This is a genomic window from Globicatella sanguinis NBRC 15551 (assembly GCF_001552295.1).
Classification (GTDB): domain Bacteria; phylum Bacillota; class Bacilli; order Lactobacillales; family Aerococcaceae; genus Globicatella; species Globicatella sanguinis.
This window is the reverse complement of the sequence record NZ_BCQX01000055.1, coordinates 1-14,878: the sequence shown is the minus strand read 5'-3', so window position 1 is coordinate 14,878 and position 14,878 is coordinate 1. Positions and strand designations below refer to the sequence as shown.

Below are 14,878 nucleotides of genomic sequence, written 5' to 3'. Positions count from 1 at the left end.
TTTTTATAGATATTGATCCGTGTATGACTTCTCTAAATGAATTGTTATTGTTTGATTTGTTGTTGATATTGTAACGAAGCTTGTGAAAGTTGTTCTACAATTTCATTCAATTCTTCTTCACTATAGGCATTCGCTCCACTCGCCATCGGATGACCGCCTCCGGCATGCAAGGCAGCTATTTCATTAATGACGGGACCTTTTGAGCGCAGACGACAACGATAGAAAAAGTCCTCCCCTTCTTGTTGTACAAAGGTCACCCAACAGTACACGCCTTGAATTCTCGAAGCCAAATTAACGAGTCCATTAGTTTGTTCTTCTGTAACGCCAAAACGCTCTAAATCTTCTCGGTTAATTCTTAAAAAAGCAACGCCCGCATCATTAACGTGTAGATTTTCATATCCAAATCCTTGTAATTTGACTTCTGCTGGACTCATCACTTGAAATTGGTCATTAATCGCAAAGGCATCGATACCTTGTTCTAATAATAAGGCTGTATAATTAAAAGTGGCTGCTGTCGTTGAATTGTATAAAAATCGCCCTGTATCACCCACAATACCGGCATATAATAATTGGGCTGCTTCTGGCGTAAGTGGTAATCGTTGACCTAGGAAATCACTCATTGCTACAATAATCTCACTACAAGAACTGGCTGCTGTTGTTACAATTTGTAAGCTACCATATTCCTCTACAATCGGATGATGGTCTATTTTAATTAAATCTTTGCCTTTCAGATAATGGTCACCATCAATTCTTTCGGTATTAGCGGTATCGGTAATGATAACCAATGCCTCTTGATAGTCTTCTACAGATACTTTATCCATTTGACCTAACCAACTTAAACCTTTAGAATTGCTACCAGCTGCCAAAACAGTTTTATTAGGAAACGCATTTTTAATTAAATGTTTTAACCCTAGCTGTGAACCTAATGCATCTGGATCAGGTCTTTGATGGCGATGAATAATAATCTTATCATTCGCCTTTACTTTTTGGAAAAATGCTTCTACTTCTGATTCTATTAGATAGCTCAAACTCACTAACCCCTTTCAATAATTTGACTCGTAATAATCGCCCGCGCGGCTAACGTATTTTCGTGAAAGACATCCACTTGAACTAAAGCGCTACGTCTATTTTGGTGAAACACCTCTACTTTAAAATGGATTTCATTACCAATTTGAATTAAATTAAAATAATGTACTTCTATTTTTTCAATAATATTATTAAGATTCGTTTTCTCTACCACTTTCTTTTGTGCCGTTTGGGTAATTAATTCGCATAATACGCCATACGAAATAGTACCTAAATTATTAATCATTTGCGGTTGCACAATTGCTTGAAAATCATAATCACCAAATTTATTAGTATGATTGATTGCATCTAAATGAACGGCTAAATCATCTTCAAATGTATGAACGATTTGTGGTTGTTGTTGAATCGTATGAATAGCTTTCATCACATCTTGACGTGAAACAACCCCTAATAACTGTAAATTATCAGCCACAACCGGAATCATTTCTATATCTTCCCAAATCATTTTATGAGACACACTCGCAATACTCATATGTAATTTAACGGTTACTGTCTCTTTCGTCATTACCCTTTCAATCAATACTGTCTCATCGCGGCCAATTAAATCTTTAGCCGTCACGACACCAATTAAACGATTATTATAGACAACAGGAAATCTGGATAATCCTGTTTTATCAGACATTTTATGAAAAGTTCGAACGTTATCTTGTGCTGTTAAAGCGACTGTTTTTTCAATCGGAGTATAAATGTCTTCAATCGTTAAAATTTCTTTTTTAATTAATTGATCAGAAATTGAACGATTAATCATAGTCGCCACTGTAAAAGTATCATACGAAGTGGAGATTAATGGTAAGTTACGTTCATTAGCTAATTGAATAACGCTTGGGTTTGCTTTAAAACCACCTGTTATCAAAACGGCTACATCATGCTCTAACGCAAGTAATTGTGCTTCCGTACGATTCCCCACAATTAATAAAGACTGCTCACTAAAATAACGAACCATTGCATCTTCTTTCATCGCACCAATAATAAATTTATTTAAATGACGCGATAAGCCATCTGATCCACCTAATATATCCCCATCGATAATATTGACCACTTCTTTAAAGGTTAGCATATCCGTTAAATATTTTACTTTCTGTTCTATTCGAATCGTCCCTACGCGCTCAATAGTAGAGACTAACCCTCTTGTTTCAGCTTCTTTAATCGCACGATAGGCGGTTCCTTCACTCATATTTAATTTCTTGGCTATCCCACGGACCGAAATTTTATTGCCAACTGGTAGAGATTTAATATATTGCAAAATCTGTTCGTGTTTCGTTGCCATACAAAATTTCCCCTTCTCTTCTATAAAAAATGTTAATAGTAATCTGATGTCATTATAACAGTTTTATAATACAGTTGCTAGTACAAACCGATTACTTATTAATACTTTTTTTACTAATAATTTTGATCAATAAATCCTTTACATCATGATAATAATTAGTTTCCTTGTTTGGCTTTCAATAATGGTCACAATACTCAAATTTGAAAATTCCCATAAAAAAACCATGTTTATGCATTTATAGTAATACAATAAAGAGATTGTAATACTGCACACAAACATGGGCGATCATCATGATTAACCTAGACTAACGTCTAAAATCATCATAATAACAAATCCACCTAAAAAAACATAAAGTTGATAAATCTGTATATTTTGAAGCTTGAGATTCTGGGATTAACTCTTCCACTACTACGAAGATCATCGCCCCAGCAGCAAAGGCTAAACCATAAGGTAAAATAGTCGTCACTAATAATACCGCTGCGGCACCAAATAACGCACCAAATGGTTCAACTAAAGCAGACAATTGCCCCATATTGAAAGCACGCCATTTTGATTTTCCCTCTGCTCTTAAAGGTAATGATAAGGCTGAGCCTTCTGGAATATTTTGAATACCAATCCCTATCGTTAATGCCAAAGCAGCCGCTATCGTGGCACCATTGACTTGCATACTCGCAGCAGCATAAGCGACCCCTAAGGCCATTCCTTCTGGTATATTATGGATCGTGACGGCTAGCACTAACATGGCAGTACGAGAAATATTAACACTTTTGATATCCGTGTCCCCGTGGTCCCCACTGATATGTAGGTGGGGAACAAGTTTATCTAATAATCGCAAAAATATTCCTCCGGCTAAAAAGCCAATCGTTACCGGTACCCAGGTAGGTAACGCACTATTCTCAGCATATTCAAGTGCCGGTGCTAGTAACGACCAAAAAGAAGCAGCAGTCATAATACCGGCAGCAAACCCCTGCATTACTGCTAAAAATTTATCATTTACATCTTTAACAAAAAAGACCACAGCTGAGCCAAATAATGTACATAGCCATGTAAAAATTCCAGCTAGAAACGCTTGTAAAACTGGATTTAATTCGATGAACCAAGCCATTCATCAACACTCCCTTCTTGAATTGTTAATTGGATTGCGGATGTCTCCGGATTTAATAAATTTGAAACAGACACGCCCAGTAAACGCACTTCTTGATCTAAATTCCCATGTTTTTGCCATAATTCTTTCACAATGGAAATAGCCTCTTCATAAGAATCAAAATAATCTTCTGCTTGCATTTGTCTCGTTATCGTTTCAAAGTTTCCATATCTTATTTTAATTGTAACAGAGTTTGTAAGCAAGCCTAAACCTCTAACTTTTTTCATCACACTCTGGGTAAGTTTTTCAAATTGAACGTTAATTTTTTCTTCATCATTCAAAAATTGAGTAAAGGTTCTTTCTCTACCAATTGATTTGCGATCTCGCTGTTGATTTACTGCAGCATTATGAATTCCACGAACTTTAAAATATAAGGAATAGCCCATCTTACCAAAATGTTTAATTAAAGTATCTAAATCTTGTTGATACAAATCTTTTCCATTAAATATTCCTAATTCATGGAAATGCGGAATGGATTTCACGCCGACTCCATAAAACTTATCAATCGGAAGTGCTTGTAAGAACTTAGTGGCTTCTTGAGGTGTCACAATAGTGATGCCGTGGGGTTTATGATAATCAGAGGCAATTTTTGCGATGAATTTATTATAAGAAACACCGATAGAACAAGTTAACGAAAGGGTTTCGTATATCTCTTTTTGAATTAAATGTGCAATTTTTAGCGCACTCGCTTCATTAATTTTATTGACGGTCACATCTAAATACGCCTCATCTAATGATAAAGGTTCAATAACATCAGTATATTTTAAAAATATTGCGCGAATTTGTTGCGAAACCTCACGATAATAATCCATATTCCCTTGAATAAAAATAGCTTTCGGACACAGTTTGTAAGCTTCTACAGCAGACATTGCTGAATGAATACCATATTGACGAGCAATATAATTACAAGTAGCAACGATCCCTCTACCACCGGTTAAATTAGGATGCTTGGCGATGACCACAGGTCGATTTTTCAAACTAGGATTATCTCGCACTTCAATGCTCGCATAAAAAGCATCCATATCGACATGCAAAATTTTTCGCGTTGTATCGGGCTTCGGTTCTTCAAAAGTTAATAAACCATATTTCATTGTTGATCATCACCTCACTTCTTTTTATTTCAGTTATTAGTATATCAAACTTACTCTTTTAATGAAAAAATACTATCTACTTCTATTGCCCTTAGCTTATCCAGCGTAAATTGGTTTGAATTTTCTATTTAGCCATCATTTTATTAAAAATCATGTTTATCGATAGTAACAATTCTAATGAATAATGGATTGAAGAACTGGTCACCACCTATTCTTTCACAATATTAATTTCCATTCAAAATGAACGAGGTCTAGCGAAGACATCTTTATCGCCAAACCTCGTTATTTATTTTTGTTTATTTAAGTTATTCAATCTGGTCATATTACCCTATCCATACCTATTCAGCTGGTGGCTGGGTTACGACAGGATTTGTCACTTCAGGTTCACTCTGCACAGGTGGTTGCGTAACCGGTGGTGCTGTGTCGACGGGTGGTTCCGTCACCGGTTCTGTATAGGCCGGCGGCTCAGTGACACTAGGTTGTTCGGTTTGTGGAGGATAATACGGCGCTTCAGTATAACTAGGTTGATAAGAAGGTGCTTCATATCCTTGGGTTGGTTGTTGGTAAATATCGCCTTCATAATATGAAGTCTCTAAATCACGTACTCTTTCTAAATCGGCCTGTTGTTGATTGATAGCGTCAATTTGCTCTTGTGTTAGTCCACTTGGATATTGATTCATCACAATCAATTCACTCTTAATGAACTCATTTTCATTATCAGCCATCGGGTCAGCCAATGAACTTGCTAGTATCGCTTCAAGTTGAGTATGAGCTCGTAATTCATTTGAAACTTTCAAACGTGCAGAGACTGGAATATTAAAGTAAAAAATATCATCTAAATATAATGGTTGCATTTCATCAAATTCAATAGATGAAATATTGTTGAGAGCTGACACATACTTAGGATATACCGATAAAATGGTTGTTAAATCAAAATTTGTTTTAACATTTTTGGCAACCACTTGTAAAATTTGTGGGTAATAAGTAACAGCATTCAAACTGAGTAATTTATCCATTATCGCTTTAATAACCATTTTTTGGCGATTTTGTCGTCCAACTTCGCCTTCAGGGTCATCATAACGCATCCGGGCAAAATTCATCGCTTTGACTCCATTTACTTCCCTTGTTTCACCCTTTTTAAATTGGGTGCCTCGATAAGTAAAAGTTAAAGGACTAGTGACTTCAATGCCACCAATCGCATCTATCAATTCTTCTAATCCTGACATATCCAATACAGCATAATAGTCAATTGGTAAATTTAAAAAGGCTTGAATTGTATCAATAGCGGTCTCAATGCCACCATAGGCATACGCATGGTTAATCTTCTCAGGTTCATTATAGCCTTCAATAAAGGATAAAGTATCTCGTGGAATACTTAACATTTTAGTTGTTTGTGTCTGAGGATTTAAACTGACAATCATAATAGTATCAGATCGACTCACAAAGCCTTGATCTTCGGTTCGTTCTAGATTATTCGCATCAGTTCCCAAAAGTAAAATATTCAACGGTTCCCCTTCATCTACTTCGGCTTCTTTGTCACGTAATTTATTAACTGAAATATCTTCAACCACCACTGATTTTTTTAATTCATTAATGTCTGAATTCACTTTAATGAAAAGCCCTAAACCAACGGCGAGTAAAATCACAAAGATTGCACTTAGGATTTTCAGCCAATTTCTCTTTTTCTTTTTATTTTTATTTGTTTCATGATTCATTTAATTAACTTCCTTAATAATACGACTAATTGATTATTTCTTTGACTTTTGTTCTTAGCTCCTCCAAATTATCTTTATCCACTTCAAGGATGGTTAAATTCTTTATAGCTTTTTGGTAACTGCCAAAATTTAATCGTAAGTAATCTTGCCAAGATAACGAACTATATACTGTTTGACTGGCTTCATCGAAATAAATCTTCCAATGCGGTAAATGGTTCAAACCGTATACTTCATTCCAAATACCTAATAAGACCTCATTCACTCGTTGATTTCGCTCTGAAACAGTCTCTTCACCTTGATTAAGCATATATTGTAAAGCTAATCGTCCGGAAAGTAAAGTGTTTTGATTTTTTTGTAGGTGCAAATCATTATAGGTATAGTCTGCTTGAGGTGTAATCGTAATATTAGGAAACAAGTCAATAAGACTCTTTGTTTCTGACAAATAAATAACCGTTAAATGATCAATATTTTGGTCCAATATTATTTCTAATTTATTTAATAATAAATCCGTTTGATGACGTGGGTTCCATTGATATAAAGGCTTATTATCAACTTCTAACTGAGCATCTACCTGGCTTAATAACCCTTGTCCTGTCTTAGGATTTAAAGTAATGAGATTCCAACTCGTTGCTTGTTGAGATTCAATTCTGCCACCATCTGGAAAAGACAGACCTACGACTAAAAAAGTCGTAGGCTGATTTTTGGACAAACGATCCGCTTTTTCAATCCAATTTATCTCTTCAATCGAATGATAGTAGCTTTTTTCAATCCCCATATAATAATGGTAACCAAAGAAAAATAAAGTGACAAATAGCGCCATACTGATAAATAACGTAATCATGCCATTAGAACGTTTATTTTTGGTATTTGGCTCAAATTTAGGACTAATATGTTGAGGTGTTTGTCTACGTTTATTTTTCATTTGCGAACACTACTTCTCGTCATATCCTTGAGGATTATTTGATTGCCAATTCCAAGAATCACGGCACATATCCTCTAAAGTCTTTTCAGTCTTCCAATTCAACTCATTATTGGCTGCCGTAACGTCTGCATAACAAGTTGCGACATCGCCTGGACGACGTTCACTGATTACGTATTTAATCTCAATATTATTAGTGTTTTGGAAGGCATTGACTAAGTCAAGTACTGAATAGCCAACTCCTGTACCAAGATTATAAACTTTTACACCTTTTTGTTCTTTGTTCTTTTCTAAGGCTTTAATATGACCTTTTGCTAAATCAACTACGTGGATATAATCACGCACACCAGTACCGTCTGGAGTGTCATAGTCATTACCAAAAATGGTTAATTGATCCCGTTTACCAATTGCAACTTGTGTAATATATGGCATCAAATTATTAGGAATTCCCTGAGGGTCTTCACCAATACGTCCTGATTCATGAGCACCAATAGGATTAAAATAACGTAATAAGGTGACCGACCATTCTGGGTCAGCAATGGTTAAATCAGTTAGTAAATGTTCATTAACAACTTTAGTATAACCATAAGGATTACTTGCCGTATTAGCTGGCATACTTTCAACTAATGGAGAAGGATTTTCCGAACCATAGACAGTTGCTGAAGATGAGAATACGATATCTTTTACATTTGCTGCACGCATCACTTCTAATAAGGCAACCGTTCCCTCAATATTATTATGATAATATTCTAAAGGTTTCGAAACAGATTCACCCACCGCTTTATAACCGGCAAAATGAATCACGGATTCAATATCATTTTCAGCAAAAATTTTAGTCATTGTTTCTTTGTCTAAAATATCAGCTTCATAAAACTTAAAGTCTTTGCCAGTAATTTCTTTAATGCGCTCTAATACTTCTGGCTTACTATTATAAAAATTATCAACGATAATCACGTCGGTTCCTAAATTTAATAACTCTACCACTGTATGGCTACCAATATAACCCGCTCCACCAGTAACTAAAACTGACATCATACCACTCCTATACTTATTTACTCTTAGTGTTCATTATAACACAAGATAAGAAGTTAATGATAGCGAATTTATTGGGTTATCAAAAATTATTCATAGTGGTTTCACCTTTAAAATTCAAATCTATATTTAATTTATATATATATTGAAAGGAATCTTTGTTATAATAGAAACGAAAACCTTAAAAAAGGTGCAATGTAAGGAGGAATTAGTTTGGCTGAAGCCCTAATTGTATTTGCCAGTTTAACCGGTAATACCGAAGAAATGGCTGATATCGTTGCTGAAAGACTTGAAGAACATGATATTAATGTTGAAATAGTTGATTGTATGCAAGCCGATGCACACGATTTTTTAGATTATGATATTTGTATCATAGGTAGCTATACCTATGGTGTTGATGGTGTTTTACCTGATGAAATGATTGATTTCCATGAAGAATTAGGTGAACTTGATTTAACCGGTAAAGTTTTTGGTGTCTTTGGTTCTGGCGATGATTTTTATGATTATTTCTGTGCTGCTGTTGATTTCTTTGAAAATCAATTTGTTGCAACGGGTGCAACTAAAGGTGGCGAAAGTGTAAAAGTCAATTTAAACGCTGAAGATGAAGATATTGAAAACTTGAATGCCCTAGCAGACGCCATTGCTAGTCATTTTGAATCATAGAAAGTAGGTATAAAATGGTATTAGAAAATTTTGATGTTTTATTAGATAAATATGCAAATTTATTAATGACAAAAGGGTTAAATGTTTCGACAGATGATTATGTTTTAATCAATGCCGAAATAGAACAAGCGCCATTGGTAAGATTAATGACACAACATGCTTATCAATTAGGTGCAAAACACGTTAAAGTTAATTGGACGGATACTGCCATTAGTATTTTAGGTTATCAACATCAATCAGTTGAAACATTAACAGATATTCCTGAATATCGTGTGGCTGAATCTAAGTACGATATTGAAACACGTGCCAAAAGAATTGCCCTACGTTCGGCAAATCCAAATGCATTAAAAGATATTGCCCCAGAAAAATTAGCAGCAGCAAGTAAAGCCGCTTCATTAGCATTTTCTGAACAACGTATTGCCTCACAAGCTAATGTAATGAGTTGGCTCGTATGTGCCGCAGCTGGTCAAGAGTGGGCAGCATTAGTCTTCCCCGAATTAGAAAGCTCAGAGGCGCAAGTTGATGCTTTATGGGATCAAATTTTTAAAACGACACGTGTTTATGAGCAAGATCCAGTTGCAGCTTGGGAAAAACATGAAGCAACTTTAAATGAAAAAGCTGATTTCTTAAACGAAAAACAATTTGACAGCTTACATTATACCGCTCCTGGTGTTGATTTTACGGTTGGTTTACCATTGAATCATGTTTGGGAAAGTGCTGGCAGTACGAATCAACAAGGTGAAATCTTTATTGCCAATATGCCAACAGAAGAAGTTTTCACTGCACCAGATTTTCGTCGTGCAGATGGTATTATTAAAAGTTCGAAACCTTTAAGTTACAATGGAGTCGTCATTCGTGACATGACTTTCAAATTTAAAGATGGCGAAATCATTGAAGTAAGTGCTGCTGAAGGGGAAGCGACTCTAAAAACATTAATTGAAAATAATGAAGGAGCTCGTAGTTTAGGTGAAGTGGCATTAGTACCACATAGCTCACCAATTTCTCAATCAAATATTACATTTTTCAATACCTTATTTGATGAAAATGCCTCAAACCATTTAGCGATTGGACAAGCTTATGCCACTTCCGTTCAAAATGGTACCAAAATGTCACAAGAAGAATTAAAAGCAAGTGGTTTAAACCGTTCAACTGTCCATGTTGACTTTATGGTTGGTAACGCTGAAATGAATATTGATGGAATTACAAAAGATGGTGAAACTTTTGCTATTTTCCGTAATGGAGAATGGGCATTTTAAATCACCAATCATAATTGGGGGTAAGAATGATGCAAGACAATAAAAATACTAATGCTAAATTAGATCAAGCATTTAGTAAACAAATTGACGAATTCGACAAGCGATTAGACCGTGGTGGTATGATTTCATTGATGATTATCGTCATTGGTTTTCTAATTATTGGCTATTGGATGATTGAAATTTTAAGTTTAAATGATGAACAAACAACTTTCAATGATGAAGCAACAATGGAATTAGTCGAACGTGTGGAGATGTTAGAATCACGGGTGGCTGAATTGGAAGCAGCTGAATAAAAATGAAAGTTTTACATATTAATTCTTATTTTTCGACCTCAGGTCTTTTTAAACATTTATATGACCGTCAATTAAATGCGGGTTTAGAAATTGATGTCTACGTTCCTATCTCCCATCAATTTCCTGAAGAACGCATTGCAGCAAGTGGAGACTATACAACAATTCACCGAAACCATCATCAGTTTGAACGCTATCTTTTTCATTTAAAACATTATAATATTTTAAAAGATTTGAAAAATACTTATCAAGCTGAACAATATGATTTAATTCATGCTCATTCATTATTTTCAAATGGATGGTTAGCCTACCAATTATGGAAAGAAACTAAGACCCCTTACGTCGTGGCAGTAAGAAGTGCTGATATTCGGACATTTTTTGACAAAATGCCATGGTTAAAGCCAATGGGATTAAAAATATTAGAAAATTCCAGTCAGGTCTTCTTCATTTCACGTAATAATTATAATGAAGTATTTGCCAATCATATTCCTTCAAGAATGAAAGAAACTTTGCGTGCAAAAACACAAGTCATTAGCAATGGGATTGACCCTTATTGGTTAGAAAATCGCTTTACCGAAAAGCAACCGGCGATTCATTCCCCTCTTCAAATTGTTTCTGTTGGTAAAACAATTCATGAAAAACGTTTTGTTCAATTAGCCAAAATGGTCCAGTCTTACTCCGAGAATATAGCACAAGCACATTTAAACATTGTCGGACCTACTTGGAACCCTAAAATAGTTGAACAGTTAAAAGCGTTTGATTGTGTCACCTATCACGGTCCTATGAATAAAGAGCAACTAAAAGACTTTTATCGAACAATGGATGTCTTTGCCCTACTCTCTTCTCCAGAAACATTTGGATTAGTTTATCCAGAAGCAATGAGTCAAGGATTGCCTGTTATCTATACTCAAAATGAAGGATTTGATTCTTTCTTTGACAATCACTATATTGGAGTCAGCGTTGCAAAAACTGATGAATTAGGCTTTACTAAAGCAATTGATTTTATTAAGCAAAACTATGCAACACTATCCAAGAATGCACTTAATAATGCTAACAAATTTAATTGGGATGAAGTCAATCAGAAATATCTGAACATTTATCAAAATATAACCCAAAATAAAGGATGATTAGATACATATGAAAAAAGTAAGAAAAGCTGTTATCCCTGCTGCTGGACTTGGAACTCGTTTCTTGCCTGCTACCAAAGCCATGGCCAAAGAAATGTTGCCGATTGTGGATAAACCAACTATTCAATTTATTGTTGAAGAAGCGATTGCCTCAGGTATCGAAGATATACTAATTATTACTGGTAAAAGTAAACGTTCCATCGAAGATCATTTTGATTCTAATATTGAATTAGAGGAACACTTATTAAAACAAGGTAAGATGGAACTTCTAGAAAAAGTTAAACAAGCCACTGGTATTAATCTGTTCTTTGTACGTCAACCTTACCCTAAAGGTTTAGGCGATGCGGTGTTACAAGCCAAAGCCTTTGTTGGCAATGAACCATTCATTGTCATGTTAGGTGATGACATTATGCATAGTGAAGTACCATTAACTAAACAATTAATCGATGTATACGATGAAACCTATGCCTCAAATATTGCGGTAATGGAAGTTGATCCAGAAGAAACTTCTAAATATGGTATTATCGCACCATCTAGAAAATTCGATGACAGTACTTATTATGTCGATGCTTTTGTTGAAAAGCCAAAACCTGAAGATGCTCCAAGTAATTTAGCAATCATTGGCCGCTACCTTCTAACACCTGAAATTTTTTCTATTTTAGAAAATCAAACCCCAGGGGCTGGTGGCGAAATTCAGCTAACCGATGCCATCGATACCTTAAATAAAACTCAACGTGTTTTCGCCAAACGTTTTGATGGTCATCGTTACGATGTGGGTAGTAAGTTAGGCTTTTTACAAATGAGTGTTGAATATGGATTAAAACATCCTGAAATCGCCTCTGAGTTAAAAGAGTATATTGAAAACTTAGTTGAACAATTAGAACAATAATCATATAAACAAAGAATAAGCTCTGAAGTCATATAGTGATGATTTCAGAGCTTTTAGCTTGGCTATTTTTCTATATCGCCTTGATGAGATTGCGCAACAAAATTCAAAGCTTTATCATTTTTATCGCATGGTGTGATATTTGATATCATAATTCAAAGCTTTATCATGTATTAGTCAGTTTATTTTTACATTAATGAGATTAACCAACTTCCTATAAAATTCGTTCCAAGTTACCTATCACTTCAATTTTAAATTATCTATTAAGAATCAAAAATGCGAGTAGAAATGAAAGTTAACTCCTTCCTTTCTACCCACATTCACCAATTAAAGTTCTTTAAATAAGAAACGTGCATTCCAAAAATAATCTACGCCAGAATAAACGGTGAAAAACAAACAAATATAAAAGAAGATGGAAGCAATATCGAGTGTTAATCCAAAATTATTAAAAAGGAAAAACACGATAGCGAACATTTGGGTAAAAGTTTTTATTTTCCCTGGTAATGCGGCAGACATAACCTTACCATCATGTGTTGCTAATAAAACACGTAATCCTGTAACCATCAACTCTCTGGCAATAATAATAAATACGGCCCAACTTGGAACTACACCTTTATCAATTAATAAAATAAAAGCAGCAATCACCAGCAATTTATCAGCCATTGGGTCAAAAAAAGCTCCAAAAGATGTCACCAAATTTAATTTACGAGCAAGATATCCATCTAAATAATCCGTAACACTCGCGACAATAAAGACAATTCCCGCTAGAAATTGTGATACTGGAATAATTTGCTGATTAAACGAAAGACTGCCAAATTCAAATATCATCAACAAAATAAAGATTGGAATCATCACCACTCGTGAAAGTGTTAATTTATTCGCAATATTCATTAGTTATTATTCCCTTCGTCTTGTCCTTGTAATACAGCTGGTCCTTGGTAACCTGTTTCGCTCATTGGTTCTTCGGCCACTGACTCTTCAACAACTTCCTCTATTGCAGTCGTTTCTTCTACTTCTTGTGAAGCGGCATCATCAGCTAATTGGAAAACAACTGTACTTCCAAAGTACGGATTATTCAATTCTAATTCTTGACCATTAACTGTGAATGTACCACCTTCTTGATATCCTAAACGAATTCTAAATGAAGTAACACCTTCATTAACAGTATATTCAAAGTCTTCTCCTTCGGAGATTGAAGTATCTACCACAATGTTTTCGTCTTCGTACATCCCAATCCATACATAGCTTTTTCCTTTAACACCAAAGGTATAATCGTTGAAGTCACCTTGAATTTCATATACAGATTCTTCACCCTCATTTGAAATTAACGTTAATACCTTATCACCAATTTTAATTTGATTTTCAGCTAAATCTTGGGTTGCTTGTGTTGTTTCTTCATTAGTGGTACTTGTCGTCGTAACTAGACTTTCTGGTTCAACGGTGGAGACAATAGATGAAGTATTTGCATTATCATTTTTATTTGATTTACTATCATCATTCATACGCGAAATTGCCATCGATAGTGAAAAAATAATCATTAATATCAAACCAATTAGAAAGGCTAAAGGTAAATAGGTTAATAAAATCTCAAGATTACTTTTTTCTTGATTTTCTTGACGCGATTTAACACGACTACCTATTTCTTCTGTTTCGATATTTTCTATCTCGACCATTTCGTCTTCGTCTGGATAGACCTCAATCTCATCTTTATATTCTTTTAATAATTCATCACCGTTTAATCCAACGACATCCGCATATTGTTTAACAAATGCTCGTATATAAAAATTACCCGGTAATTCAGAAAATTGACCTTCTTCAATCGCAACTAAATATTTTTTTTGAATTTTGGTCATTTGTTGTAATGTATTTAATGTATACCCTTTTTCAATACGGGCATCTCGAAGTTTACTTCCAAGTGTACTCATAGTAGTCCCCTCTTTATCGTCATTATCTCATTCATTATAACATAAAGTATTCAATGGTGTAGCTTAATTATACTTTTTTCACAAAAAAATAACAATTTAGTTTCGCTTAAATAAATTGATATTGAGTGTGGTATTTTAATTCAAGTGCCTTTTACATTAAATCTATGAAACTAGACTGAAAACCAATTCGGTTCAAATAAATAATGAATCTTTTAATAAGACTGGGCATAAGCTTGATAAATTTAGTCAAATTATTGTGCGTTAATTAAAAGCGCAGGGGTTGAGTGGCCTCAAACTACGTCTTAACGTAGCTGAGAACAATCTTGAAAAATCCAGCCAAATTAGTGCTTATTCATTAAAAGCGCAGGGGTTGAGTGGCCCCAAACTGCGTCTTAACGTAGCTGAGAACAAGCTTGAAAAATTCAGTCAAATTAGTGCTTATTCATTAAACGCGCAGGGGTTGAGTGGCCTCAAACT

The 14,878-nt window shown here is 34.8% G+C and carries 13 protein-coding genes and 2 pseudogenes; 6 read left to right on the top strand and 9 right to left on the bottom strand.

Features of this window, described 5'->3' with window-relative positions; translation table 11 throughout:
- Window positions 1-44 precede the first annotated feature (44 nt).
- The 7 genes and pseudogenes from GSA01S_RS06045 to galE all read right to left on the bottom strand — a co-directional run bounded on the left by GSA01S_RS06045 (window position 45) and on the right by galE (window position 8,254).
- Window positions 45-1,028 (bottom strand): DHH family phosphoesterase, encoded by a 984-nt coding sequence (locus tag GSA01S_RS06045; protein WP_245631280.1) that lies wholly within the window; start codon window positions 1,026-1,028, stop codon window positions 45-47.
- Between the two features lie 5 nt (window positions 1,029-1,033).
- Window positions 1,034-2,353, bottom strand: coding sequence for a DRTGG domain-containing protein (locus GSA01S_RS06040; RefSeq protein ID WP_066125824.1), 1,320 nt, complete (start codon window positions 2,351-2,353; stop codon window positions 1,034-1,036).
- Between the two features lie 294 nt (window positions 2,354-2,647).
- Window positions 2,648-3,458: pseudogene (locus GSA01S_RS06035) on the bottom strand (ZIP family metal transporter).
- Window positions 3,437-4,588: a DNA polymerase IV gene (gene dinB, locus GSA01S_RS06030; RefSeq protein ID WP_066125823.1), complete on the bottom strand. Its 1,152-nt coding sequence runs from the start codon at window positions 4,586-4,588 to the stop codon at window positions 3,437-3,439. The pseudogene GSA01S_RS06035 and the gene dinB overlap by 22 nt, the downstream one beginning before the upstream one ends.
- Window positions 4,589-4,926: 338 nt before the next feature.
- The gene (locus GSA01S_RS06025; protein WP_066125821.1) at window positions 4,927-6,303 is read right to left on the bottom strand and encodes an LCP family glycopolymer transferase; all 1,377 of its coding nucleotides are present in this window, start codon (window positions 6,301-6,303) and stop codon (window positions 4,927-4,929) included.
- 25 nt (window positions 6,304-6,328) lie between these two features.
- A complete protein-coding gene (locus GSA01S_RS06020) occupies window positions 6,329-7,225 on the bottom strand; it encodes an LCP family glycopolymer transferase (protein ID WP_066125820.1) in 897 nt (298 codons plus the stop codon).
- Window positions 7,226-7,234: 9 nt separating this feature from the next.
- The gene (galE, locus tag GSA01S_RS06015) at window positions 7,235-8,254 is read right to left on the bottom strand and encodes a UDP-glucose 4-epimerase GalE (RefSeq protein WP_066125818.1); all 1,020 of its coding nucleotides are present in this window, start codon (window positions 8,252-8,254) and stop codon (window positions 7,235-7,237) included.
- A 213-nt stretch (window positions 8,255-8,467) separates the two neighbouring features.
- On the opposite strand from galE, the gene GSA01S_RS06010 reads away from it, so the two are divergent.
- From GSA01S_RS06010 to galU, 5 genes are read left to right on the top strand one after another with little or no spacing between them, the layout of a single operon-like run.
- Window positions 8,468-8,917 carry a flavodoxin gene (locus GSA01S_RS06010; protein ID WP_066125817.1) on the top strand — a complete coding sequence of 150 codons (450 nt, stop codon included), beginning with the start codon at window positions 8,468-8,470 and terminating at the stop codon, window positions 8,915-8,917.
- Between the two features lie 14 nt (window positions 8,918-8,931).
- Entirely contained in the window at window positions 8,932-10,173 is a 1,242-nt protein-coding gene (locus tag GSA01S_RS06005; RefSeq protein WP_066125815.1) for an aminopeptidase, read from the top strand.
- 29 nt (window positions 10,174-10,202) lie between these two features.
- Window positions 10,203-10,466 carry a hypothetical protein gene (locus GSA01S_RS06000; protein WP_066125814.1) on the top strand — a complete coding sequence of 88 codons (264 nt, stop codon included), beginning with the start codon at window positions 10,203-10,205 and terminating at the stop codon, window positions 10,464-10,466.
- A gap of 2 nt (window positions 10,467-10,468) precedes the next feature.
- Window positions 10,469-11,590, top strand: coding sequence for a glycosyltransferase family 4 protein (locus GSA01S_RS05995; RefSeq protein WP_174519404.1), 1,122 nt, complete (start codon window positions 10,469-10,471; stop codon window positions 11,588-11,590).
- A 10-nt stretch (window positions 11,591-11,600) separates the two neighbouring features.
- A complete protein-coding gene (gene galU, locus GSA01S_RS05990; RefSeq protein ID WP_066125811.1) occupies window positions 11,601-12,479 on the top strand; it encodes a UTP--glucose-1-phosphate uridylyltransferase GalU in 879 nt (292 codons plus the stop codon).
- Between the two features lie 324 nt (window positions 12,480-12,803).
- Here the strand turns inward: galU and pgsA are convergent, their stop codons facing one another.
- Together pgsA and GSA01S_RS11265 are read right to left on the bottom strand one after the other, a co-directional pair.
- Window positions 12,804-13,367, bottom strand: a complete 564-nt coding sequence (gene pgsA, locus GSA01S_RS05985; RefSeq protein ID WP_066125809.1) for a CDP-diacylglycerol--glycerol-3-phosphate 3-phosphatidyltransferase — start codon at window positions 13,365-13,367, stop codon at window positions 12,804-12,806.
- 826 nt (window positions 13,368-14,193) lie between these two features.
- Window positions 14,194-14,401 (bottom strand): annotated as a pseudogene (locus tag GSA01S_RS11265) (helix-turn-helix domain-containing protein); the annotation flags it as partial.
- A 280-nt stretch (window positions 14,402-14,681) separates the two neighbouring features.
- Between GSA01S_RS11265 and GSA01S_RS10970 the strand changes: the two are divergent.
- The coding region (locus tag GSA01S_RS10970; protein WP_217994633.1) for a hypothetical protein at window positions 14,682-14,878 on the top strand (197 nt) is incomplete at its 3' end.